Origin of the sequence: Fibrobacter sp. (genome assembly GCA_024398965.1) — a bacterium.
GTDB lineage: Bacteria > Fibrobacterota > Fibrobacteria > Fibrobacterales > Fibrobacteraceae > Fibrobacter.
Genome location: JAKSIF010000003.1, coordinates 21,767 through 45,760 on the forward strand (window position 1 = coordinate 21,767; position 23,994 = coordinate 45,760).

Below are 23,994 nucleotides of genomic sequence, written 5' to 3' on the forward strand. Positions count from 1 at the left end.
GGACGGGTTAAAAAATCTACGAAGTAAATATAACAAAATATTTCATTTATGAAATTCATGGCGATGAGGACGAATTCCCGAAATAAGTCGATTACAATTCGCCTTGTTATTTTTACATTACGGTGTGGTTGATTAGGAGAAATATATGCGTAAAGTAGTTCTTGCCCTCGGGGCTGTGGTTGCTGGTGGAATCCTTGGTGCATGTGGCGACAATGGCTCAAGCGTCAATGAAAATTCAAAGACTGAATCTAGGGTAGATACCCTCTATGTCAGCAACTTGGATACCATTATCGCCATCGATACCATTCATTCCGTTGATACGGTTGTTCTAAATAACGTGGACACCCTTGTTTTGGACCGCGTCGACACCCTGGTTCAGGTGGACACCACTATTCTTAACAATGTGGATACCCTGATTCAAAAGGACACGGTCTATTCTGTGGATACTCTGGTCTTGAACAAAGTAGATACCTTGCTCATTACGGACACTCTTGTTGTGGAGGAACCCGCAGAACCTCCCTTCGGCTATGTTACTGATCCACGTGATAAGAAAACTTACAGGACTGTAAAAATCGGTTCCCAGGAATGGATGGCCGAAAATTTGAACTACCGCTATATGGGTTCTACGGATACCGACGATTCCTTAAGCTTCTGTCTCTTTGCAGATGAAGAAAATTGCAATCTTTTTGGACGTCTGTATTTCTGGTCCGCCGCCATGGACTCTGCGGGCTCATTCAGCCAGGATGCTGTGGGCTGCGGCAAGGGCGTGACTTGCGATCACAAAGATACAGTGCAGGGTATTTGCATGGAAGGCTGGCACCTGCCTAGTGTCGATGAATGGCAACAGCTCATTGATTATGCTGGTGGCGAGAAGAAGGCTTATAGTCTTTTGGAATCCCAAGACGACTGGGGCAAACGCATCGAATTTTTCAGGGACGAAGAAACTCAATCCGCTACACAAAATGAATTTATCTATAGAGGGGTGGATGCTTATGGCTTCAATGTGAAACCTTACGTTAGCGGTTCCGATCCTGGTCCAAGCTATATTGAAATTTTCGAATCAGCCTTTTATTGTTCCTCTACGGAAGACGATGAAAATTACATGATGGGCGTGGAATTCGGTAGAGCCAGGCTTTCCGTCAACCCTTCCATGAAAAACAAGTTCCATATACCTATGATGGAGGCTGATCAGGGCTTTTCTGTTCGTTGCGTAAAGAATTGACCCTAGGCCTTGCCGCTTGTCATATTCCGACATTTAAGGAATTTCTATATTTGTCACCGGAACGTTTGAATACGGATTAAAATGATGAACGAATTTGAAAAAGCCCTTAATAGCTTGCTGAACTTTGATGACTGTGATTCCAAGGCTGCGGAAAAGTACAATGCGCTTTTCAAGCAGATGGTGTCTGCTTCCATGCAAATCTGTGGCGAAACAGATTACAGCGCCTTGGTAAAGCAGAAAATCGAAACTGCAGAAAAGAAGTATGGCAGCAAGGTCGAAGTGGAGGATGGGGAGACCGATCCCTACAAGTTGCTCCGCGATGTTGTACGTTTCGAGATGTCTCGCGAAGCCGTTTTGGCCAATATGGAGTACGAAATCTGCTGTACAGAGAGTAACTACAGTAACGCCATGGCCAAGTTCCGCAGCGAACTGGAAAAGATCGTGCCCCAGGGGCAGTTTGAAGTGGTGGAGTCCATGTCTCAGGCGCTCTATTCCGATTTCACCAACTTCTTTGTGAACATGACGCTTGACATGGTTGCTGATTCCAAGATTTACCAGATGAAGGAATTCCGTCCGCTGCAGCTGAATGCCATGGGCAAGGAAATCCGTACCTACGCCAATGTTATCAAGCAGCAGAACGAAAAGCCTCAGAAGTCAGAAACTGTTTCAAGCTGGTTCCGTACCTTGTTTGTGCTGCCGGCGTTCCTCTTCAAGAATCTTTACGCTGTAAACATGATTGGCATGTTCCAGGTGCCTCAGAAGCATGTGGACGATGCGGCCCACATGTTCAACATCTTTACCCGCACGAATGAAACCTTCATGGCGGGAGACGAGTACAAGATTCTGCTTTATTTCCTGGCTGAGATGGGGCTTAGCAGCTGCTTCACGGTTCGCCCTAAGAAAAAGTCGAGCAATGCAGACGCAAAGAAACCTTTGGTGAACTAACAACCTCACGGAATGTTAAAAAGGCCCGGTCTCGTTTGAGGCCGGGTCTTTCACATAGGGAAAATTTCAAGGCTTACTTGAAGTTTGCCGTAATTGTCATGCCTTCGCTGGGATTGACCAGGTGGGGATTCTCGGTAGCACCGTCGCTCCAGCCTGCAAATACACGGCCTGCGTCAGGAATCGCCGTAAGCTGCATTCCGTTTCCGCTGAAGAATTTACCCTTGAAGCTGTTGCCCGGAATCTTTATTCCGTCTACAAGAATAGATCCATTGCCGCTTGCAGAAATATTCACATTGACCTCTCCGGAAAGTCCGAAGTATTGAGTGACTTCCTGCTTGAAGGTCTCGGTGCGGGTTCGTGCGAAGCTGAGCAGGTCGGAACCATCGGGAGACCAGTTGAAGCGGCTCTGGTTACGGGGCCAGCGCTGCTCGTCTCGTTGCTGTTCCGAACTGGGAATGGAACTTTTCATATTCTGTACGGCGGCCTGGACTTTCTCATAGGTTAAGTAGCCGTTCAAAAGGACGCTTGCCTGGTTGATGAACATTCGCTTGAATTCCGGGTTGGCCAAGAGCTTCTTCAGCATGTTTCCGATGGTGGAATTGGCTCCACCACCGAAACCTCCAAAGCCGCCAAAGCCTCCGAAGCCGCCGCCCATGCCGCCCCAACCGCCGTTGTTGCCGCCGTTATTATTATTGCCGCCATTGTTATCCATGGTGGCGCTTCCCAGTACCCACTGGAACATGTTCTGGCTCTGAACGTCAAAGCCGGAAATACCCGGAGTAAATCCATAGCCGTGGTCCACGTCAAAGATCATGAACTTGAAGGGATTACCGTTGCCGCCCCAGGCGCGGATGTTGTTGCCCGGCCAGTCACCGTTGTGAATGTACATTTCCGCGATCATATACTGAGCGAAACTGACCACATTCATCTTTTCCTTGACTTGGCTATACTGCTGGTTGTTTTCGCCTTCGAAGTTTCCGTTGGTAATCTGGTTCACCAGCTGGACAAATTCATTGGGAGAAGCGCCGGTTGTACCGCTTGCAACCCAGCCATTCTGGCAGCCGGTATCCATGCTGCTGCAGTTCTTCACTACGTTGATGCTTTTGGAATCGATGCCGTAGTTTGTTTCTACGAAACTGCGGTTTAAACGTTCACGCATGTCGTGAATGCCGAAGTATTCGCCGTTGTAGAACACCACCACCTGACGGCTGCGCTGGTAATCCACCTCGGTACCTTCCATGAGGCTTACCAGCATGGCGTCGCCGAAGTAGTCCGTCCAGAAACGGTTGCCGTTATTACGGAGGTTGAAACTCTTGATTTTCTTGGCTTCCGGGCGGGTCTTGAAGAGAGAGTATTTCAGGACCTTGTCGCCGTAGTTGTCGTTATCCATCTTGATGGCGACGCTCTTCTTGGGCTTGTAGCGGCTGTAGTTTCCGATAATGGAAATGCCCGCGTCAATTTCCCAGTTCTTGGTCTTGGTGGAGCTTCCGTTCTCGAAGAATTCCACATGGACAGGAAGTTCTGTTTCTTTCCAGAAGTTAGCTCCCTTGCAAGGTTCCTGGCACTTGGGGTTGTTGTTATCTGTCGCGTTCATGGCGTCGCCCTGGTAGGGGCCGGGGCCAGTAGCGTAGAGACCAGCGGTGGAGTCGAACATGTCGTGATGATTGACCGTAAGGGCCACCACCGGCATGGAAACGTTTTCGTTAATGAAGTAAGTCTGGGTTGTGGTATCGGCAGCCTGGCCGTTCACGAATTCAGAACAGCGGACTACCGTATTTTCGGTAATCGTTTTTGCTGCCGTAATTGCCTGGGAACCCTGGGTGGGGAAGGATCCGTCAAAGGTACACTTGATTTCGCCGCCCTTTCGTGGGGTTGGCGGATTGATGGTCAAGCTGGAATAGAAACCCGCTGCCGGAAGGACACTTTCCTTAGGCAGGTGGTTGTCGTCGTAGTCCTTGATACCTACGGAGGAGGAAGACTGTTTGCTTGACGAGGAGCTTGAACCGGGTTGAACCTGGTTGTTTCCGTTAGGCTGCTCTCCGGGATTGGTCGGGTTTTGCGTGTTACCCTGGTTCTGGGATGCGCCAGGATTGGATGGGTCTGCCGGATTAGTAGGATTCGACGGATCTACGGTATTTTGGGGATTGCTAGGATCCTGCGGAATTCCCATGTTGGGGTTGTTTGGGTCCTGCGTGTTGCCGGGGATAATTTCGCCTGTAATGGGGTCGATAACGTCGCCGGGGTAGATGTCGTCAATACCGGGATTTTCCCCGATTATGGGATTATTGGGGGATGTTTCGGAGTCTGAACACGCAAGGAACAAAGTGCTGGCTACAACAGCCGAGAATAGAGCGATTTTTTTATTCATATAAGCCCAAACAAGAATGGATTTCTATCCAAAACATCGCCACCATTTTTCAAAATAGGAAAATTTACACCACATGAATCTTTTGTTACACCATTGTTTACAAGAAGATTCTGAAAAATGATTCATAGTTGATTATAATCACATAATAGCGCTATGGGTAAAAAGTTTACACACTTTTTAGTGTTAATTCATTTTTAACTGATAAAAAAAGACTGCTTCGGATTTTTCCGAAACAGCCTCTGAAAGGAGTTTTTTAAAGGTCTTGCTTACTTCTTTTCAGCGAGGCACTTGTAGCCGAAACCACCGATAACGCCACCGAGGATGGGGGCGACCCAGAAGAGCCACAGCTGCTTGATAGCTGCACCGCCAACGAACACTGCAACTGCGGTAGAGCGAGCCGGGTTCACGGAGGTGTTGGTCACGGGGATGGAGATGAGGTGGATGAGGGTAAGGCAGAGGCCGATGGCGATAGGAGCAAAGCCAGCGGGAGCACGGCCGTCAGTAGCGCCCATGATAACAAACAGGAAGATTGCGGTGAGGACAACTTCGATGAGGAATGCGCTCATCATGCCGCAGGTCTTGCCGCCGAATGCGTTGATGCCGTTGGTGAGAGTGTCGGACCAGCCGTTAGTTGCGAATGCACCGATGCCTGCATTGGTGAGGTCCGGGCAAGCGATCACGTAGAGGAGGCCAGCAGCGATGATACCACCGATAACCTGTGCAATGATGTAAGCCGGAGCTTCCTTAGCCGGGAAACGACCGCCAGCAACCTGGCCAAGAGTAACAGCCGGGTTCAGATGGCAACCAGAAACATGGCCCAGGGCATAAGCCATAGTGAGAACGGTAAGACCGAAGGCGAGGGACACGCCTACGTAACCGATGCCAACGCCTGCAACACCGCATGCGAGAACAGCTGCGCCGCAGCCGCCGAAAACGAGCCAGAATGTACCGATTGCTTCTGCAATTGCACGAGTAGAAAGTTTCATTTTTGTCTCCTTGGTGTATTCACCATTATAAGGTTGTTGCAAATCTACAAATTGTAGGTTCCCAATTTCGGAATGAGGGCTGTTTTAAGTCGTTGACGTGAGGTTTGTCACGAAAAATGAATCGGAGAACTCGTTTTATAAACCAAGTTTTACATATTGGAATAAAAAGAAAGTCGGCTTTCCGTGGTGGAGAGCCGACTTTTACTACCCGGATCGCGATTCGAACGCGAGTTTGATCCTTAGGAGGGACCCGTTCTATCCAACTGAACTATCCAGGCAGATTAATGTGGTCCAAATATAGTAAAACAAAACATGATAACTGGGTTGTCGTTTCCAAAAATATGATTTTATGACCAAGATGCCTGCTAAAACGGATTTGGCGATTACGTGCCTTATGGAAATTTCTAACTTATGGATGTGAATAAGAAGTTTGTCCCCTTTGTAGTTGTATTTGCCGTCTTGCTGCTGCTGCCCTTTACTGTGCAGACTGTTTCCGATGTCAGGAACATGGGGGAGGCAAGTCCTCGACTTTTGAGTTTTGACATTTTCAAGGATCTTTTCTGCACGCCGTTCCAGCGAGAAAGCAAGATGAACGAAAGCGCCCTGGCTTTGGAGACTGCTTGGCGTGATGCTCGCGAGTCCATCGCTGGCGGCGAAGAAATCGGTGAATCGCTGGAAACTGTAATGGCGGCCCTTTCGGATCTAGAGTCAGCCGTATTCACGGTCAACGGCTATAATGACCTGGATTCCTCGGAGTTCGACTACAAGCTTTTGAAACAGGCCGACACGCTTCTTGCCGCTTTGGAAGATAAGCCCCTGACCTTTACGGCTGTCGACAGTTGCCTTAAGGTCGTGATTGCCAGTTATAGGGATTTCTCCCTCGGTCGGGCAATGTACGGTGTGAAGCATTATGGACTTTGGACCAGTCGCTACCTCCGCGCGTTCGAAAAGAAAGTCGAAGATGAAAACGCCCTTGTTCTTGCGGCTCGCCCCAAGTATCAGCTGGCCGTCTGGAAGTTGTTTAGTGACCCTGGTGAAAAGGTTGTGCTGGGGGATAAGTGGCTGTTCTACCGCCAGGATGTGGAATTCCTGGTTCAGCCATCACCTTTTGAAGCTCGTTCCGCAAAACTGGATAATCCTATTTCTGCCATCACCACGTTCCGAGATCAGCTTAAGGAGAAGGGTGTTGAATTGCTTGTTGTGGTCGTCCCTGGCAAGCCTAGCATCTATCCGGAGCGTTTGACCGGAACAAAGGTTCCTGCTTCCAGGGAGGAACTGTTTGGCCATGGCAAGAAAATTCTTGATTCTTTGACTGCGCTTGGCTTTAATACCGTGGATCTTTACACCCCTCTATGGAGTGCCAAGGCTGGAGACGAAAAGTTCGGTGCCTTATACCTGGATGACGATACTCACTGGACTCCTCGTGGTGCGGAACTGGCTGCAGGCGTGATTGCGGCAAAGGTTCACAAGATGAGTGCCGCCGGTGAAATTGATATAGGCGAAGCATCCATGAACTATGTTGCGAACGACAGCTTGGCAGACCGCATGGGCGATATCGGCGAAATGAGCGGGTTGAACAAGTTCAACGTATTTGCTGCACAGCAGGTGGTTGGCCATGTTGTCCAGCAACAGAATGTTACCCAGAGAGTTGTTCCTGCCGTTGACTCTACTGCGAAAGATTCGGTTGTGTACGACACTACGACGGTTCCTTTCAAGGATGATTTCCGCAAGGCCAGGATTTTGATTCTCGGCGACAGTTTCAGCCGAATCTATCAGACGGATTCCCCAGTGAATGCCGGCTGGATTTCTCACTTCGCAAAGAACATGGGCCGACCTGTTGCGAGCATTGTCAGCGACGGTGGTGCAAGTACCTTGGTTCGTGAAAAACTTGCCCGTAAGTCAGGCGTGCTGAAGGGCAAAAAACTCGTTATCTGGGAATTTGTGGAACGAGACCTTCGCTTTGGTGCAGAAGGCTGGAAGGATGTTGAATTTTAATGAAGAATGAAAAGTGAAGGATGAAGAATTGAAAGTAAGGCGGCTTTGCCGCGATTATCAATAATCATCAATCATCAATCATCAATTGTCAATCATCAATTAGGTAAGTTATGGCAAGACATGGTACCCCGACACCGGGTCAGGCAATTTTGGAAGGTATAGAATGGCTGAAGATGGACAAGGCTGAATTTGCCCGTCGCATTGGTGTTTCCATGGAAATGCTGGAGTCTCTGATTGCGGGTGCTCAGCCTATTACAACAGAATTAGCAACGGCTCTGGAATCCGTGACCGGCAGTCCTGCCGCCTACTGGAAGATGCTGGAACGCAAGTCCAAGAAAGCGTAAAGATTGCTGAACAAGACCGCTCCTCTTTATCCTTTAACCTTTATACTTAAGCTATATGAATATTATTGATGCTGTATCTTACTTGTGTGACCAGGCCAAGGGCCAGGCAGATCAGTTTGATGTGATTGCCTCTACCTCTCATTCCGAAGGTCTTTCCGTTTTTCAGGGGCAGGTTCAAAATACCGAGATTTCCGATTCTGTGGGTCTAGGTGTGCGCGTTATTAAGGATGGACGCCCGGGCTATGCCTATACGGAACGTCTTACCAAGGATGCCATTTCCCAGACCTTGAAGGATGCTCTTTGCCACACCCAGTGGACCGAGGCCGTGAATATCACGTTGCCTTCTGCGGTGGAAATGCCGGAAATCTATCCCAACTACAACGCAGACTTGGAATCGGTAAATCTGCAGCAAATGAAGGATTTCTGTATCGAACTTGAAAAGGAAACTTTCGCCAAGTCTAAGGAAATCGAGAACATTCCTTATCTTGGTGCAGATCTCAGTTCAGCATCCTCTGTCATTGCCAACAATACGGGCTTGATGTACAAGGGAAAGTCTAACTCCGTTTCTGTCGGCGCTGGTGCAGTCGCTTCTCGCGATGGAGTCAAGAAGCTTGGCAACTACGTAAAGTCCGGCCGTGACTGGTCTCAGTTTACCGTGGATGAAATCGCATCCAAGACAGCCGAGTACGCAACGGAACTCTTTGGCGCCAAGAAGATTGAAGGCGGCAAGATTCCTGTGGTTTTCTCGGAACGTGTTTCTGCAAGAATCGTAGGAATGTACACATCTCCCTTTATCGCAGAATCCATGCAGAAGGGGCAGTCCCGTTTGGCAGGAAAAGTGGGTGAAAAGATCGCCGGCGAAAAGTTCTCCATCGTGAACGATCCCCAGGGCGAGATGTTCATGCACAAGATCCGTTTTGACTCCGAGGGCTGTGTGGCCAAGCGAGTGGACGTGGTAAAGAATGGCGTCTTTGAAAGCGCACTTTACAATCTCGAAACTGCAGCCAAGGACGGTTGCGAGACTACGGGAAACGGTGCCCGCGATTTCGGAAGCAAGATGGTAACCGGCTTCAACAATCTGCTGGTTCCACCGGGAACCATGACTACCGCAGAACTTTTGAAGCTATTCCCCAAGTGCTTGCTTGTTGTTCGCCTGGAAGGCGGTTCCGGCTGTAACGCCATCAGTGGTGAACTCTCCATGGGTGCCCACGGCTTCTGGTGTGAGAACGGTGTTATCCAGCATCCGGTAGATGGCGTTACCTTGAGCGGAAACTTCTTTGATATCATCCAGCATGTGGTTGAAGTGGGCAACGAATTCAAGGATCCGTTCAGCACGTATCAGGTGCCTGCTCTTGCAGTAAGCGAGCTTAGCGTCAGCGTTTAAGATAAATCAACGTTCGTGCTTAAGAGTTTAGGACTAATTTCTCGATGTACGAGAATTAGTCCTATTTTTTTATTGGTCAAATAGGACTAAATATTTAGCATCAGGATTTTAGTCCTACAAAAGAACGATCTAACGATGATTTTATATGAGTTTTCTGTTAATTTGTTTCAAAAAGACGGAGAAAAATAGAACTACTTTTATCAAGTTGGCAAATTAGTCTTAAGACAGCCTAAAAAAAATAGGACTAAACCTCCCAAAAAGAAAGTTTAGTCCTAAAATATCCGGATTCCAGCGTAATGGCTTTAATTCTTACGCTTTTTTTCTCTATAAATCAGGACGATCAACCAGATCAAACCGCTAAGAATCATCAAGCTGCAAAGAGTCTGGCCGCGGCTCATGCCGAACAGGTCGACGCGTCCGAGGTGAGCGTCTGGCTTGCGGAAGAATTCGATGAAGAAGCGGAACAGACCGTAGCCCATCAGGTAGAGGCAGGGCATTTTGTCGCGAAGCTTTGGAATTCGACGTGCGTTGTACAAAATAGCGAAAAGGATGATTCCCTCAAAGCACATTTCGTAAAGCTGGCTGGGGTGGTGTAGAATGGGATTGCTCAGAGGGCTATCGTGGGCGAGGGGGAAGTACATTCCGATGGAGCTGGTTGTGACTTCGCCGAAAAGTTCACCGTTGATAAAGTTGCCCCAGCGGCCCCAGGTGTAGGCAAGAGGTGCGACAAGGAAGCAAAGATTCAAACCCTCCCAGACGTTCATCTTGTTTTTCTTCAGGCCGATGAAGGTGAAGATTGTCCCGAGGATAAGGCCTCCGTGATAGCTCATGCCGGCGATTCCGGAGAAATGATAGCCGGTGGCGTCGTGGGACATGGGAAGGATTATTTCAGTGGGATTGGCCAGGTAGTAGTCCGCCTTGTAGAAGAAGACGTATCCCAGGCGGGCGCCGATGATGATGCCTGCGATAATCCAAGTGAACAGGCTGTCGAACTGGTCCTTGGTATAGCCCAGGTTTTCCTTCTTGTTGATTCGCCACATGGTCAGGTATGCGGTGACAAAGGCGAAAATGTACATGATGCCGTACCAACGTACAGGAAAACTGCCGATTTCTATGGCAGTCCCGTCAAAGTATGTCGGAATCAGATTCCACCAGGATAAATCCATATAAACTCCTTAATTAGCGTACAGTTTAAAGGTTAAAGTAGAAAGAAATATCTTTACCCTTTATCCTTTATCCTATAACCTACTTATTAATGTATTCCCGTGCCCAGTGATTGATCAGGATTGCCGCAACATCGGCAGATGACTGGGTGCGCATTTCTCCATAGACTTGCATAATGACAATGATGATACCCTTGCTCGGGTTGTCCTTGGGTTCTGCAAAGCCGGCGAACCATTCGTAGCGGCCTGCGGGATTGCTGCCGTCCTTGTTTCCGGTCTTACCACCGATGGTCAGACTTTCAAGGGTCTTGCGGGCCATGTTCCTGTGAGAGATTCTCTTGCGGGCAGAACCGATGGTGACGGTTGCGATCATGGCCTTCTTGATTTCGTTGCAGGTTTCGTTACTGAACCTCGGCAGGCCGAGAGCATAAGGTTTGTCGGGAGCGAAGCCCTTCAGGTTCTTTGCCCAGGGAATTTCCAGGGGCTTCTTGTACACCAGGGCTCGCATCTGGGCTGCAGCAACGATGGGGGACAGGGTCACATCCTCGGTGAATCCGCTGGCAACCTCGTACAGGCCGTATCCTGTATCGGGCGGAGCGTACTGCAACGGCGGGTTGTTGAATCCAGGATGTCTTGCGTTATAGCCCAGCATCTTGGCGGTTTCCTTCAACTTCTTGGCGCCAAGATTGTAACCTACAATAGCCATGGACGGATTTGCGGAATGGGCGTATACTTCCTTGAGGGTGAGGGTCGGTCCGATGTACGGCTCCTTGACCTTCAGCTGATTCCTATAAAGATGGGTGCTCTTTCCTTGGGCGGGAATGGGGCTGTCCAGATTGTACCTTCGGCTTTCGAGGGCGGCAGCCATGGTTACAGTCTTCGCCACGGAGGCGGCAGGGAAGGTATTCCTTGCAAGATAGTCCGGCTCGTTCATGACCTTGCCGTCCTTCATTTCGCCCCAGGCCATGATTTCGTTACTCTTGGCATCTACCATCAGGTACATTGCATGGTTCGGTCTGAAGCGGCGAAGGTACTTGTCGATTTGCTTTGCCATGAATACATCCTTCTGGTTCAGGATGTGGGCGCTGTCTATGATTTCTGGTTCCGGCGGGTTTTCCGGGGCGACCTCGGCCAGGACAGTGGCTCTTGTATTCTCGATATCTTCAGCCTGGAGCTGTTCCTTGGTTGGCAGGGCCTGTTCTTCGGCAGGCAGGGACTCCTGGGCGGATGTTTCTGTTGGCTCAGCTGTCTGCTGGCTTTTTTCTGCGGTTTGCATCTGGGTGGTTTTCTTTTCATCTCCACCGAAGATGCAGGATCCGATACCTAGACAGACAAAGAGGAACACCACGATGGCAATGCAGCGGTTGCGCATGCGCGTAGCGTAGGGAAGGCGGTTCTTTGGTTCAATATAAGGTTTCAAACTCATTATTTCTTGTAAACGTCTTGCTTGAAAATAGTCTTTCGATAATAGTCGAGTTCTGCAATGCTTTCTCGGATATCGTCCAGTGCTTTATGATTCTCCATCTTCTGGAATTCAGGAAGACCTGGGAACCACCTAAAGCTTAACTCCTTGATGGAACTGACGTCGATGTTTCTGTAGTTCAGCCATTCGGACAGTTTGGGCATGTACTTGTAGAGAAAACGTCTGTCCTGGGTGATGGAATTTCCGCAAAGCAGGTTTCCGCCTTTTTCGGTGTAGGGCTTGATCAGGTCCAGAACCATCTTTTCGCAATCTTCCACAGTAAGCTTTGACTTGCGACATCTGTCTACCAGCCCGCTTTGATTGTGATGGCGGGTGTTCCATTCGTCCATTTGCTCAAAGACATTCTCTGGCTGATGAACGGCAAGAACCGGCCCCTCGGTAATGACCCTCAGGTTGGCGTCAGTGACGATGGTGGCTACTTCCAGGATAACATCCTTGTCGGGATTCAGGCCGGACATTTCCAGGTCCATCCATACCAGGTTCGGTGAACTTTTCCATCTAAGCATAGCAGCCACAATGTAGAAACTTTAAAACGGATAAATTGTGGTGTTTTTGTTGACTGATTGTTCTTTTGGGTAGTTCTTGATTTGATGCATTTCGTCTAGTTTTTTGGCTTATTTATCAAAAATTGACGTAAAGTACCATAAAAATCACTTTAACGTAAGTTTTTCGTTTACTATATTTGGTTCAAAAAATTGAAGGAGTCTGATATGGAAGACGTTGTAATCACTGGTATGGGCTGCGTTTCTGCCCTTGGCAACACCCCTGATCTTCTTTGGAACAATTTGCTGGCTGGTAAGTCCGGCATTTCCATGATCGATCGCTTTGACACCACTGCTTACGTTACCAAGTTTGCTGCATCTGTTAACGAATTTGACAGCTCTGAATATTTCAGCGCCCGTGACCAGTCCCGCTACTCCCGCGCCATCCAGTACGCCGTCTACTCTGCATACAAGGCACTGGCCGATGCTGGCATTGATCCTGCTGCAGAAGATCCTAGCCGCGCCGGTGTTATCATCGGTTCTGGTATCGGTGGCATGAAGATTTACAACGAATCCTGCGTTGCTCTTGCAAACCGTGGTCCTAGCCGCGTTTCCCCCTTCTTCATCCCTATGTCCATCACCAACATGCCGGCAGGTGAAGTTTCCAACCGTACTGGCTGGATGGGCCCCTGCTTCGCAGTGACCTCCGCTTGCGCAACCTCCAACCACTCCATCGCCGCCGCCGTTGACGCTATCCGTCTTGGCCGCGCCGACATCATGCTGGCTGGCGGTGCCGACGAAACTGTGAATGAAGTCGCTGTTGCAGGCTTCTGCTCCATGAAGGCTCTCTCCAAGCGTAACGACGATCCTACCACCGCTTCCCGCCCCTTCGATGTTGACCGCGATGGTTTCGTCATTGGTGAAGGTGCTGGCGTCCTCGTTCTCGAAAGCCTTTCTCACGCTCAGAAGCGCGGTGCAAAGATTCTCGCTCGCATTGCCGGTGTTGGCATGAGCGCCGATGCTCACCACATGTCCGCTCCTCGCGAAGATGGCGAAGGCGTTCGCATGGCTATTGAAATGGCTCTCCGCGAAGCTGGCATCCAGGCTTCCGAAGTGGGCTACGTCAATACCCACGGTACCTCCACTCCGCTGGGCGACGTTGCTGAATGCTCCGCTCTCGAAAAGGTGTTTGGCCTCCGCGACACACTCAAGATCAACTCCTCCAAGTGCATGATCGGTCACGCTCTCGGTGCTGCAGGTGCTCTCGAAGCCATCATCACCATCAAGAGCCTCCAAAACCAGATGATCCACGCTACTACCAACGTGTTCAACCAGGACGAACGCATCCACTTCGACGTTTGCGCCAACAAGAACACCAGCCACTCCTTCCGCTATGCCATGTCCGATGGCTTCGGCTTCGGTGGCCACAACAGCGTTGTTCTTCTCGCTAAGGACTAAGAGAAAATCAATTTTTCTAGAAAGCGCCTGCATGGATGCAGGCGTTTTTTTATATTTGTGCCCGTGAAAAATTTGTCGGTACTAATCCTTTCCTTGCTGATGCTCTGTGCGGTTTCCGTCCAGGCTGCTCCTGGTGATCCGCTGACTTGGCGTGATTCTACCTGGGATTATCGCAGTGAGGATTCTACAGACATCAAGAGTGAAATCTCCGTGCCCAGGCTCGCCACCGTTGTGGGCCTTACAGCCACGGCTTATGGTGCCGCCTACATCTTTGTGTTTGCGAAGGGTTGGTGGGGCGACCAGGGAAGTGATTTCCACTTCGAGAATGACTTTGATTACGCCTTGAATCTGGACAAGTTCGGACACTTTGCTTCCGGCGTGGCCATGGGTGAACTGTTCTACGAAGGGTACCGCTGGGCCGGTGTATCCGAGTTCAACTCCTACTTGTACGCCGGTTTGTCCGCCATGTCGACTCATATTGCTATCGACATCAAGGACGGTTTTGCTCCCAAGTGGGGTTTCAGCATATTTGACGTTCTGTCGGGCTCCCTGGGCGGTTTCCTGCCTATGGCGGAGCGCTATGTCCCTCTGTTCAAGTATGTGGATTTGAAGTGGAGCTACTGGATCAATTCCAAGGCCTACTATCGTTGGGAACACGCCGCCTCCAATGGAGTCTTTACAGACGACTACGTGAACCAGACCTACTGGGCTAGCTTTAAACCGTATCGCTTGCTGCCGGCTGCAGCCCGCAAGTATTATCCTAGCTGGCTTGCTATTGCCGCGGGCCTAAGTATCGACGATGGCGTATTCATCAAGCATTACGAGGGGACGCCTCATCGCGAAGTCTATATAGCTCTGGATTACGACCTGGAGGCCTTCCGCCCTCAGAGCCGCATGGCAAGACAGGCTATCAAGTGGCTGAATTACTTCAAGCTTCCGGCACCCACCGTTCAGGTGTATCCAGAAGTCCACTGGTATCTGCTTTATCCCATCAAGTTTTAGTAGAAGTTCGGCCTAGAAGCTGAACAGCATTTCGGCGCCAAAGGAAATCTTGGTGTTGTCCTTGGAGTTGTTGAATACCTCTTCCTTGTCGCCTATGGGAATCTTGACCATGGAAACAGCCGTTATATCAAGATGTTCGACGGGCGTGAGGTAAAGCCTGGCCCCCGTTTCGATGGTCTCGTAGGAAACGTCCTTGTATCTTACTGGCGTGTTGGTATGGAATTCTACGGGAACGCCTAATGCAATGGAATTGTTGAAGGATATGCCAGGCTCAAGATAGGCGAAGAAGAATTCCGGAACCTCATACTTTTGGTTCATCAAGGTATAGTAATCCTGGTTCCAGCCATGGACCGTGGGGAGCTTGCGGCTGTCTACGATGGAGTATAGGGCGCTGCCCTTGATGCTGAACATTCCGTAGGCGAAGTTCGGCTCGAGAAGAATGACATGCGTTGCCTTGGGCTCGCTTTCGCTAAGCTGGTCTGCATGGAGCCCGTAGACTGCATGAAGGCCAAAGCCACCGAACAACAGGTTTGCCTCGATGCCGGAGTGCAGTTCATTGAGGTGTTTGTCCTGCAGGCTCTTGTAGTCTCCGAAGGCTCGCAGGGCTTGCCGCCCGATGTTGAGCTGGTATGCAAGGTGAACATCGTAGGTCTCAAAGCCTATTCCATCGCTTCCGTTTTCGTCGTTCTTTCCTCTTGCAAATCCTGCACCAATCTGTAAGCCGTAGGCATTGATTTCAAAACCGCGAATGTCGTGGGACCGCATGCCTGCTGCGAATTTTTCCTCATCGTCGTATAGGTAGTACTTGATGGCGCCTTCTGTGAAGGATATGTCGCCAACTTTGAAGGCTAGATTGGGGCTAGGGGAGTATTGGATGAAGGCTCCATCGTAAAGGGCTGCCGCCTTGGCGAAAGTACCCTCTGCTTCAAGCTTGAGCGTTGCGGACCATTTTTCGTTGAATCTATGGCTGATGGCTAAGTTTAGGTCGGTGTCCAGGGTGTGGAGAACGTCGCTATCTTCAAAGTCGGTTGTGGCGTATGCCTTGGATTCCATGTTGCCGGAAATTTCCAGGGCGTAGGATCCGGAGGACAGGGCGCAGACCATTGCTGCGGCGGAACATAGAAACTGCTTTGTAGCCATTGATTTATCCTGCATTATTCTGCAAATTTAAAAAAAGTCCCTGGTTGAAAAACCAGGGACTTTTACTCAAAACGAGTCTTAAGCCGTTTTATTAGAAGCTGAAGACAGTTTCAACGCCGAAGCGGAGAGCAGTGTCTGCATCATCGTTGTCGTCACCCATCGGGATGTCGAGCATACCGAAAGCGGTGATGTTGAGGTTTTCAACCGGGCTCATGTAGAAGCGAGCGCCAACGTCGAGGGTTTCAACGCTTGCGTCGTCATCGAGAGTGTTGGTGTGGTATTCAACAGGAATACCGAGCTTGATGAAGCCAGCGAGCTTGAGAGCCGGTTCAGCGTAGATGAACATCCATTCAGGAATTTCACCTGCATATTCCTGGTTGCCGAGGTCTCCGTCATCGGTGAATGCGATGAAGAAGGAGGTCTTGATCTGGAACATGCTTACGTCGAAGGTCGGTTCAGCCAAGATGGTGTGTGCAGCAGAGGTGATGTCTGCGTCGCCAGCGAGGCTCTTGTCGTCGTCGTCGTCGCCGAGGAAGTCAGCATGGAAGCCATAGACAGCGCGGAAGCTGAAGCCACCGATGGTGAGGCCTGCGTCGATACCGGCATGGAGTTCGTTGTGTTCTTCAGTCTGGTAAGACTTGTAGTCCACATACGGACGGAGGTGCTGACCAGCGTAGTTGAATTCGTATGCTACGTGAGCGTTGTAGTTAGCGCCGTTGCACCAACCGAAGTTGTTATCGGCGTAGCAACGTTCGTCGTTGCCGTTACGGCCAAAGCCGATGCCCAGTTCAAGGCCGGCGAGTTCGATCTGCATACCGCGGATGTCGTGTTCCTTCATACCAGCAGCATTGTAGGTCGGATCATCGTAGCCATAGTAAGCAACGAATGCACCTTCAGAGAAGGTCAGGTCGCCGAACTTAACAGCGAAGAAGTCGGCCGGCTTGTACTGAACGAATGCACCATTGTAGCCAAAGCCCGGAGCTTCGTTTGCGTCGTCGGCTTCGATACCCAAGTGTGCAGACCACTTGTTGTTGAACTTCACGTCGATGTTGAGGTCGGCGGTGGTGGAGTAGTTGTGACCGAGGTCTTCGTCAGCGAGAACGTCGTTGGTGTAAGCGTCGAATTCGACTTCACCAGAGAACTTAACTTCCATCTGAGCAGCGGAGGTTTCTTCGTTCATGCTAGCCTTGAGCATGTCGAGAGCGTTGCCAGCAGCAGCGGAAACTTCACCCTTGTCTTCTGCAGGAGCAGCTTCGGCGGTCTTAGCTTCTTCAGCCTTCTGAGCTTCAGCGGCAGCCTTTTCTTCTTCAGCCTTCTTAGCTTCAGCAGCAGCCTTTTCTTCTTCAGCCTTCTTGGCTTCGGCGGCGGCCTTTTCTTCTTCAGCCTTCTTAGCTTCAGCAGCAGCCTTTTCTTCTTCAGCCTTCTTGGCTTCAGCAGCGGCCTTTTCTTCTTCGGCCTTCTTGGCTTCTTCAGCAGCCTTTACGGAATCAGCGTTAGCAACCGGAGCGGCAGCTTCAGCCTTGGGAGCTTCAGCAGCAGGAGCAGCGGCAGCAGGAGCAGCGGCAGCGGGCTGTGCAGCAGGAGCAGCAGCGGGAGCTGCTGCGGGGGCGTTCTGAGCAAGTGCGCCAGCGGCAGCGATGCCGAGGACAATTGCAGAAAGCTTCATCTTGTTCATTCTAATTCTCCTTTTATAGGATTTGGTGTTGTGAATTTCACAACCGCAAATTTAGTTAGTTTCGTGTATTTTTGCACCCCTAGTAAATTAAAAATGGTGATAAAACACACAAAAAAAAGGTTATTTTGTATAATTTGGAGTATGAAAAAGAGCTTTTTTACACTGGTGGTAATGTTGTCGACGTTTGCCGTGGCCCTGCCGGTTACGGGATCATTTAAAGACGGTCGCGATGGAAAAGTTTACCGAACCGTGATAGTCGGTTCAAAAACTTGGATGGCCGAAAACTTGAACTTCAAGTCCAAGGGTAGCGAGTGCTACGAGGGTTCCGAAGAAAATTGCAAGAAATACGGCCGACTTTATACGTTCGAAGCGGCAACCAGGGCTTGTCCTGCGGGCTGGCACCTGCCTGAAAACGACGAGTGGACCATGTTCAAGACCTTTATCGAAGATAGCGACGGCAAGGAAGCCGCCTGGGTGAGCCTCAAGTCACGAGACAAGTGGGATGGCTCCGATAGGTACGGCTTTGATGTTGTTCCTGCAGGGAAGGCTACGGATTCCTTCATGGATTTGGGAGTCTCGGCACATTTCTGGAGCGCAACCGAAGAGGATGGCGACGCCTATGGATGGCACCTTGCTCCTCCCGGTGACTTTAGCCGCGACTTCGATATCAGCTCCAACATGTATTCCGTGCGTTGCCTGAAGAATTAGATAGCAGTGAATTTGCTTTGGGACTTGACGATTTTCTTTTTGTAGTTTACATTTGTGCACTATGAACGCGGATTTTAAGTCAGCTCCCGATTTTCAGAAAATGCTTGATTCCTTAGATGCGGAACAGCGCCTTGCCGTAGAGACTACGGAGGGTTTTGTTCGCGTGATTGCGGGGGCTGGTTCAGGCAAGACCCGTACGCTAACCCATCGTTACCTGTATCTGGCCAAGGAACTGGGAATTTCCCCCGGCAACATTCTTTGCGTAACCTTTACCAACAAGGCTGCCGGCGAAATGAAGTCCCGTATCCGTACTATGTTGAAGGGTGACGATTCCGGCTACATTTCCACGTTCCATGGCTTTTGTGTTCAGTTTTTGCGTGAAGATATCCATGTGCTGAACTATCCCAAGGAATTCATGATCCTGGATGAGGACGACCAGAAATCCCTGCTGAAGAAGGCTTATGCCGAACTGGGCTTGCACCTGAACGACCTGAAGATCAGTAGCGTCATGGATTTTATCGGTGGTCGCAAGGCCATGGAAACAGATTATGTCTCCATGTTCGCTGAAAAGGATGGCGAGGCCCTGCTGGAATTGATTGATTCTGCGCCAGACAAGTGGCACAAGGTTTATTACCGTTACCTTTATGAGCAGCGCAAGAACTTTGCCCTAGATTTTGACGATCTTATCCTGGTGACGTTGTATATCCTGAAGCGATTCCCGGAGAAATTGGAAAAATGGGCCAAGCGCATGATGTATATCATGGTGGATGAATTCCAGGACATTGACGGTCAGCAATACCAGTTGGCAGAACTGCTTAGCAGTTACCACAAGAACCTGTTTGTGGTTGGTGACCCGGACCAGACCATTTACACCTGGCGCGGCGCCGATGTAAACCGTATTCTTGACTTTGACCGCCATCATGAAGGCTGCAAGACTATTCTTCTGCAGAACAATTACCGCTCTACGCCTAGCATTTTAAAGGTCCCGGATTCTGTCATCAAGAATAACGAATTCCGTATCCAGAAGGTTTTGAAGCCCGTGCGTGCCGGTGGCAAGACTCCTGTTTTCTACCACGCCAAGAATACCCGTAAGGAAGCGGAGTGGATTGTTGAACGTGTCCAGCAGGCGGTGGAAAACGGGGTGGACTACAAGGATATCGCGGTTCTGTACCGCATGCATTCCCAGTCCCGTTCTGTTGAAGAAGCCTTGATGAGTGCTGAAATTCCTTACAAGGTCTATAGCGGTATCGGTTTCTACCAGCGCCAGGAAGTGAAGGATGTGCTTTGCTATCTGCGTATGCTTGTGTATGCCGATGACCTAAGCTTTATGCGTGTGGTGAATACGCCCAAGCGCATGTTCGGTCCCAAGAAGCAGGCAGTCTTGCAGAGTTATGCGGCTAGCCGTGGGCTCTCTCTTTACGACGCCCTGCTTGAAATCTATGTGGCTGCCGAGGCGGAAAATGCCGCCGTGGAGAATACGGAAGATAAGCCGGAGCTGGACTGTGCCGCCTTCATGGCCCGTACCAAGGTAGGGGAGTTTGTAAAGCTTATCGAGAAGTTCCGTTCTTCCTATAAGGACATGGCTGTTAGCGATGTACTGACCAAGATGCTTCGCGAATCGGGCTACGAGGAAATGCTCCGCCTGGATGGAGACGATGACCGACTTAGCAATCTTGCTGAATTGAAGCAGGGTGTCATGGAGTTCGAAAAGAATTTCGAGGAAGACGCTACCCTGGATGAGTATCTGCAAAACATCGTGCTGTTTACCAATGCGGATACGGATGGTTCCGCTGACGCTAATTCCGAAAGTGGTGACGCCGCCGAAAATGCCCGCAAGAATAAAATCCAGCTTATGACCATCCACAACGCCAAGGGGCTGGAGTTCCCCTATGTGTTTGTTTGCGGGCTGAATGAAGGTTGTTTCCCGGTGAAGCGGGTAAAGAACAAAATCCAGCTAGAAGAGGAGCGTAGGCTTGCTTATGTGGCCTTTACCCGCGCCGAGAATGTCCTTTGCATGAGTGATGCCGAAGACAGCGCCGGTGGCGATGTGCAGTGCCGTTATCCGTCTCGGTTCTTGTTGGAAATGAACATGGACGAACTGGATATTGCCCGCGGCTTCAGCGACGAATGGTACCAGGAGGCCCGCAAGCACATTGCCCAGGTAGATAGCGAGCGCGAATTGAACGAAAGTCTAGATAATCTTGATTTAGACGGATCCGGTGTGGATGGGGTTTCTGGCAAAAAGGCTCCTATGGCCCAGTTTGCCGAGGGTGATCGCGTGTTCCACAAGATCATGGGTGAGGGAACCGTGGTTGGCGTTGATACGGAGAACTTCTATTACGAAATCAAATTTGACAAGATTACCACCCACAGGGCAATCCAATTCGACTATCCGCTACAACGGATAGATTCTTCAGACGAAGAATAATTTCAAAAAGGTGTGAAAACAGTTGCGGGATTAAAGTCCCGTAGCTGCAACCAGTGCAAACATCAAGATGCCGGCGTAAACACCGCCCAGCAAGTCGTCTGCCATAACGCCCCATGCTCCGGGAAAAGCTTCGAACTTGTGGATGCCCAGCGGCTTCAGAATGTCAAAGAAGCGGAACAGGGCGAATGCGATTCCCAAAATCCAGGGGTGTGCCAGGATGCTTGCCGTGGAAACGAAAGCGACGGACATGAAAATACCGCACACTTCGTCAATGACGATCCAGCCCGGATCTTCTGTCTGGGTGTCATTCATGGCTTTCTTTACGAAAGGGATGGCGGCAAAAAAGACAATGAGGGCGGCGGCAAGAAAGGCAATGTTCAAGCCTGCGCTGTATCCCGCGAAGGTCAAGTCCGGGCATCCGATCTTTGCAAACAGTAGAGCCATGGGGTAGGCTACGATAGCGGCTGCCAAACTTCCCATGGTGCCGGGAGCCTTGGGGCTCATTCCAGAACCGAAGAAAGTACAAATCTGTGCGGAAACAAAGTCCGTACCGCGCCACTGGTGAGGTACGCGCTTCTTGCCGTATTTTTCCTTAAGTTCTTCCTTGTTCATAATTACCTTGCATCTAGAACTTCAAACATCAATCAATATAAATTCCTGGCTCGCGGTAGTTTTCGTCGCGGTTGCTGTTGAAGCTTTTGTCGGAAATGCTTTCGGCGGGGTGGGCGGGCCACGGCGATTCCACTTCTTCCTTGATCTGGGCGGCAGCGGCCTCGCGCTTCTTGTGCCAGGCGGCCAGCTGTTCCTTGAAGGCGGTGCGCAGCAGTTCCATGCCGATGTTTTCCTTGGCGCTGACCTGAATTGCCTCAGGGTAATTTTCACGCAGTTCGTTACGGCGGGCTTCGTCGCAGGTTTCTACCTTGTTGAATACGCGGAGGCGGGGCGTCTCGGGGCTGATAATGCCCTGCAGCGTCTTGTGGGTCACTTCCAGATGTTCGCGGTAGTCGGGGGCGCTTCCGTCAACCACTTCAAGGATACAGTCGGCGTGGGCGGCAACTCCCAGGGTGCTCTTGAAGGTTTCAATCAGGTTGTGGGGGAGCTTGCGGATAAATCCCACGGTGTCAGACAAAATAATGTTCTCGCCTTCCAGGAACAGTTTACGGGTCGTGCTGTCCAGTGTAGCGAAAAGCTTGTCTTCCACATAGACGTCGGCGCCGGTCAGGCGATTGGTGAGGGTGGACTTGCCCGCATTGGTATAGCCCACGATTCCCAGATGGAAAATGTCGTTGCGGTTCTCGGCCTGCTGCTCCCGGGCGTCCTCAATTTTTTCCAGCTTTTTCTTCAGTTCCTGGATTCGCTTGCGGATCATTCGGCGGTCCGTTTCCAGCTGGGTTTCGCCAGGACCCTTCGTTCCGATACCGCCGTTATGCTGGCGGCATAGGTGAGTCCACGCACCTGTCAGGCGGGGCATCATGTACTGCAGCTGGGCCACTTCCACCATGAGGCGGCTTTCGGCCGTGACCGCGTGCTTTGCAAAAATGTCAAGAATCAAACCAGTGCGGTCCAGCACCTTGATTCCGGGGAGGCGGGCTTCCAGGTTGCGCACCTGGGATCCGCTCAAATCGTCGTCGAAGACCACCATCTTGGCGTCGTTTTCTTCCAGGGCACGCTTGACTTCGTTTACCTTGCCTTCGCCAATGAGGGTGGCGGCGTTGAACTGCTGAACGCGCTGCAAGAAACTTTGCACCACTTCGGCGCCGGCGGTTTCTGCCAGGCGGCCAAGTTCCGCCAATTGTTCGGTGGCAAGCCAGGGACGAACCTTGGGAGTGGCGATTCCGACTAGAATGCAACGTTCCTTCTGGACCTTATTTTCCTTAAGCCCACGTTCCCCGCGGGATTTCTTTTCGCGGGGGTGGAAATCATTGGAAAATTCGTCGGCATGCTCGCTGTCGAGCCCTCGGTTGAATTCCGGGTCGTTTCCTCGGTTTCTCTGGTTATCTTGTCTGCGCATACAAAAATCCAATATAAAAATTTTGAACAGGATTATTTTTTTATATTGCCCAAAGATGAAAATCCGTCTTACCACAGAGACCAAGAATAGATTGAAACGTTTCCGCAAGAACAAGCGGGCGTTCTATTCCTTGATTGTCCTGGTGGTTGCCTATCTTCTTTCGTTGACCAGTCCTTGGACGGTGAACGACGAACCTCTGGTGCTCCGCTATCAAGGCAAGACTTATTTCCCGGCATTTGTCCAGTACAGCGAAAAGGAGTTCGGTGGCAGTTACGATACGGAGCAGGACTATGCCAAGCTTTTTGCCGATGTTCGTGAGTGCGAGGAAGATGCCGCCGAAGGTTTTACCCGCGCCGGGGGCTGTCCCGAGACGTGGGCAATTATGCCTCCTGTTGCACATGATCCCCTGAAGGCGGATCTTGACGATGATGGTACTCCTCCATATGCCCCCAGTGCAAAGCATTGGCTGGGAACCGATAGCAACGGCCGTGACGTGCTGGCCCGCCTCATTCACGGCTTTAGAATTTGTATCAGCTTTAGCTTGCTCTTGACTGTTCTTGGCACCTTGCTGGGAATTGTCATTGGCGGAATCCAGGGCTACCTTGGTAAGTTCTGGGATACGGGCATGCAGCGCATGATTGAAATCTGGTCGTCGTTACCTATGCTCTATGTGGTAATCTTGATCGGAAGCATCTACGGACGAAGCTTCTGGCTATTGATCTTGATCATGGCCGCGTTCAACTGGATTTCCTTGAGCTACTACATGCGTGCGGAATTCCTGAAGCTTCGCAACATGACCTATGTGCAGTCCGCCAAGGTTCTTGGCATGAGCCATCGTCATATTTTCTTCAAGGAAATTCTGCCCAATGCCATGACCCCGGTGGTGACCTTGTTCCCCTTTACCCTTATCGGCGGTATCGGTAGCTTGACTTCCCTGGACTTTTTGGGCTTTGGACTTCAGCCGCCTACACCTAGCTGGGGCGAACTGATGAGCCAGGGCCTCAACAATCTTTACGCCCCCTGGATTTCGGTAAGCACTGTGGCTGCTCTTTTTGTGACTTTGCTCTTGACCACCTTCGTGGGAGAAGGTGTCCGTGATGCAATGGATCCCAAGTCCGGAGACCGGTATGAATAAAACGCTTCGCATTTTATAATGAACCGTGAATAATTAAACGTGAACAATTAATATGGCGCTTCGCG

At 50.4% G+C, this 23,994-nt stretch carries 19 protein-coding genes and 1 tRNA gene; 10 read left to right on the top strand and 10 right to left on the bottom strand.

Going from position 1 to position 23,994, the window contains the following annotated elements; all coding sequences use genetic code 11:
* The first annotated feature begins 145 nt into the window (after positions 1-145).
* Both MJZ26_01920 and MJZ26_01925 read left to right on the top strand, forming a co-directional pair.
* Complete coding sequence (locus MJZ26_01920) at positions 146-1,222, top strand: hypothetical protein (protein MCQ2104526.1); 1,077 nt, start codon at positions 146-148, stop codon at positions 1,220-1,222.
* A gap of 81 nt (positions 1,223-1,303) precedes the next feature.
* Positions 1,304-2,167, top strand: coding sequence for a hypothetical protein (locus MJZ26_01925; GenBank protein MCQ2104527.1), 864 nt, complete (start codon positions 1,304-1,306; stop codon positions 2,165-2,167).
* Positions 2,168-2,240: 73 nt separating this feature from the next.
* On the opposite strand, the gene MJZ26_01930 is transcribed toward MJZ26_01925, so the two are convergent.
* The 3 genes from MJZ26_01930 to MJZ26_01940 form a co-directional block, all read right to left on the bottom strand.
* Complete coding sequence (locus MJZ26_01930) at positions 2,241-4,535, bottom strand: CotH kinase family protein (GenBank protein ID MCQ2104528.1); 2,295 nt, start codon at positions 4,533-4,535, stop codon at positions 2,241-2,243.
* A 266-nt stretch (positions 4,536-4,801) separates the two neighbouring features.
* Positions 4,802-5,521 carry an aquaporin Z gene (gene aqpZ, locus MJZ26_01935; GenBank protein MCQ2104529.1) on the bottom strand — a complete coding sequence of 240 codons (720 nt, stop codon included), beginning with the start codon at positions 5,519-5,521 and terminating at the stop codon, positions 4,802-4,804.
* Between the two features lie 205 nt (positions 5,522-5,726).
* Positions 5,727-5,799 (bottom strand) — tRNA-Arg (locus MJZ26_01940).
* Positions 5,800-5,932: 133 nt separating this feature from the next.
* Between MJZ26_01940 and MJZ26_01945 the strand changes: the two genes are divergently transcribed.
* The 3 genes from MJZ26_01945 (at position 5,933) to MJZ26_01955 (ending at position 9,244) form a co-directional block, all read left to right on the top strand.
* A complete protein-coding gene (locus MJZ26_01945) occupies positions 5,933-7,516 on the top strand; it encodes a hypothetical protein (protein ID MCQ2104530.1) in 1,584 nt (527 codons plus the stop codon).
* A 110-nt stretch (positions 7,517-7,626) separates the two neighbouring features.
* Positions 7,627-7,860 (top strand): XRE family transcriptional regulator, encoded by a 234-nt coding sequence (locus MJZ26_01950; GenBank protein ID MCQ2104531.1) that lies wholly within the window; start codon positions 7,627-7,629, stop codon positions 7,858-7,860.
* A gap of 55 nt (positions 7,861-7,915) precedes the next feature.
* The gene (locus tag MJZ26_01955) at positions 7,916-9,244 is read left to right on the top strand and encodes a TldD/PmbA family protein (GenBank protein MCQ2104532.1); all 1,329 of its coding nucleotides are present in this window, start codon (positions 7,916-7,918) and stop codon (positions 9,242-9,244) included.
* Positions 9,245-9,546: 302 nt separating this feature from the next.
* On the opposite strand, the gene lgt is transcribed toward MJZ26_01955, so the two are convergent.
* From lgt to orn, 3 genes are all read right to left on the bottom strand, one after another.
* The gene (gene lgt, locus MJZ26_01960; protein ID MCQ2104533.1) at positions 9,547-10,410 is read right to left on the bottom strand and encodes a prolipoprotein diacylglyceryl transferase; all 864 of its coding nucleotides are present in this window, start codon (positions 10,408-10,410) and stop codon (positions 9,547-9,549) included.
* Between the two features lie 79 nt (positions 10,411-10,489).
* Positions 10,490-11,827, bottom strand: coding sequence for a penicillin-binding protein (locus MJZ26_01965; protein ID MCQ2104534.1), 1,338 nt, complete (start codon positions 11,825-11,827; stop codon positions 10,490-10,492).
* Positions 11,828-11,832: 5 nt separating this feature from the next.
* A complete protein-coding gene (gene orn, locus MJZ26_01970) occupies positions 11,833-12,396 on the bottom strand; it encodes an oligoribonuclease (protein ID MCQ2104535.1) in 564 nt (187 codons plus the stop codon).
* Between the two features lie 204 nt (positions 12,397-12,600).
* Between orn and fabF the strand changes: the two genes are divergently transcribed.
* Both fabF and MJZ26_01980 read left to right on the top strand, forming a co-directional pair.
* On the top strand, positions 12,601-13,830 hold the full coding sequence (gene fabF / locus MJZ26_01975) for a beta-ketoacyl-ACP synthase II (protein ID MCQ2104536.1): 1,230 nt from the start codon (positions 12,601-12,603) through the stop codon (positions 13,828-13,830).
* 72 nt (positions 13,831-13,902) lie between these two features.
* Positions 13,903-14,832, top strand: a complete 930-nt coding sequence (locus tag MJZ26_01980; protein ID MCQ2104537.1) for a YfiM family protein — start codon at positions 13,903-13,905, stop codon at positions 14,830-14,832.
* 12 nt (positions 14,833-14,844) lie between these two features.
* On the opposite strand, the gene MJZ26_01985 is transcribed toward MJZ26_01980, so the two are convergent.
* Entirely contained in the window at positions 14,845-15,972 is a 1,128-nt protein-coding gene (locus MJZ26_01985) for a hypothetical protein (GenBank protein MCQ2104538.1), read from the bottom strand.
* 91 nt (positions 15,973-16,063) lie between these two features.
* A complete protein-coding gene (locus tag MJZ26_01990; protein ID MCQ2104539.1) occupies positions 16,064-17,647 on the bottom strand; it encodes a hypothetical protein in 1,584 nt (527 codons plus the stop codon).
* Between the two features lie 141 nt (positions 17,648-17,788).
* On the opposite strand from MJZ26_01990, the gene MJZ26_01995 reads away from it, so the two are divergent.
* Together MJZ26_01995 and MJZ26_02000 are read left to right on the top strand one after the other, a co-directional pair.
* Positions 17,789-18,355 (top strand): fibrobacter succinogenes major paralogous domain-containing protein, encoded by a 567-nt coding sequence (locus MJZ26_01995; protein MCQ2104540.1) that lies wholly within the window; start codon positions 17,789-17,791, stop codon positions 18,353-18,355.
* 100 nt (positions 18,356-18,455) lie between these two features.
* Positions 18,456-20,783, top strand: a complete 2,328-nt coding sequence (locus MJZ26_02000; protein ID MCQ2104541.1) for a UvrD-helicase domain-containing protein — start codon at positions 18,456-18,458, stop codon at positions 20,781-20,783.
* Positions 20,784-20,813: 30 nt separating this feature from the next.
* Here the strand turns inward: MJZ26_02000 and MJZ26_02005 are convergent, their stop codons facing one another.
* Both MJZ26_02005 and hflX read right to left on the bottom strand, forming a co-directional pair.
* Positions 20,814-21,395, bottom strand: a complete 582-nt coding sequence (locus MJZ26_02005) for a phosphatidylglycerophosphatase A (protein MCQ2104542.1) — start codon at positions 21,393-21,395, stop codon at positions 20,814-20,816.
* Between the two features lie 28 nt (positions 21,396-21,423).
* Complete coding sequence (gene hflX / locus MJZ26_02010; GenBank protein ID MCQ2104543.1) at positions 21,424-22,794, bottom strand: GTPase HflX; 1,371 nt, start codon at positions 22,792-22,794, stop codon at positions 21,424-21,426.
* 55 nt (positions 22,795-22,849) lie between these two features.
* On the opposite strand from hflX, the gene MJZ26_02015 reads away from it, so the two are divergent.
* Entirely contained in the window at positions 22,850-23,929 is a 1,080-nt protein-coding gene (locus tag MJZ26_02015) for an ABC transporter permease (GenBank protein MCQ2104544.1), read from the top strand.
* Positions 23,930-23,994 lie beyond the last annotated feature (65 nt).

Excerpts from the sequence above, each read along its gene's own strand:
- MJZ26_01920 (MCQ2104526.1), top strand. The coding sequence starts at position 146 with ATGCGTAAAGTAGTTCTTGCCCTCGGGGCTGTGGTTGCTGGTGGAATC.
- MJZ26_01925 (MCQ2104527.1), top strand. The coding sequence starts at position 1,304 with ATGATGAACGAATTTGAAAAAGCCCTTAATAGCTTGCTGAACTTTGAT.
- MJZ26_01930 (MCQ2104528.1), bottom strand. The coding sequence starts at position 4,535 with ATGAATAAAAAAATCGCTCTATTCTCGGCTGTTGTAGCCAGCACTTTG.
- aqpZ (MCQ2104529.1), bottom strand. The coding sequence starts at position 5,521 with ATGAAACTTTCTACTCGTGCAATTGCAGAAGCAATCGGTACATTCTGG.
- MJZ26_01945 (MCQ2104530.1), top strand. The coding sequence starts at position 5,933 with ATGGATGTGAATAAGAAGTTTGTCCCCTTTGTAGTTGTATTTGCCGTC.
- MJZ26_01950 (MCQ2104531.1), top strand. The coding sequence starts at position 7,627 with ATGGCAAGACATGGTACCCCGACACCGGGTCAGGCAATTTTGGAAGGT.
- MJZ26_01955 (MCQ2104532.1), top strand. The coding sequence starts at position 7,916 with ATGAATATTATTGATGCTGTATCTTACTTGTGTGACCAGGCCAAGGGC.
- lgt (MCQ2104533.1), bottom strand. The coding sequence starts at position 10,410 with ATGGATTTATCCTGGTGGAATCTGATTCCGACATACTTTGACGGGACT.
- orn (MCQ2104535.1), bottom strand. The coding sequence starts at position 12,396 with ATGCTTAGATGGAAAAGTTCACCGAACCTGGTATGGATGGACCTGGAA.
- fabF (MCQ2104536.1), top strand. The coding sequence starts at position 12,601 with ATGGAAGACGTTGTAATCACTGGTATGGGCTGCGTTTCTGCCCTTGGC.
- MJZ26_01985 (MCQ2104538.1), bottom strand. The coding sequence starts at position 15,972 with ATGGCTACAAAGCAGTTTCTATGTTCCGCCGCAGCAATGGTCTGCGCC.
- MJZ26_01990 (MCQ2104539.1), bottom strand. The coding sequence starts at position 17,647 with ATGAACAAGATGAAGCTTTCTGCAATTGTCCTCGGCATCGCTGCCGCT.
- MJZ26_01995 (MCQ2104540.1), top strand. The coding sequence starts at position 17,789 with ATGAAAAAGAGCTTTTTTACACTGGTGGTAATGTTGTCGACGTTTGCC.
- MJZ26_02000 (MCQ2104541.1), top strand. The coding sequence starts at position 18,456 with ATGCTTGATTCCTTAGATGCGGAACAGCGCCTTGCCGTAGAGACTACG.
- MJZ26_02005 (MCQ2104542.1), bottom strand. The coding sequence starts at position 21,395 with ATGAACAAGGAAGAACTTAAGGAAAAATACGGCAAGAAGCGCGTACCT.
- hflX (MCQ2104543.1), bottom strand. The coding sequence starts at position 22,794 with ATGCGCAGACAAGATAACCAGAGAAACCGAGGAAACGACCCGGAATTC.
- MJZ26_02015 (MCQ2104544.1), top strand. The coding sequence starts at position 22,850 with ATGAAAATCCGTCTTACCACAGAGACCAAGAATAGATTGAAACGTTTC.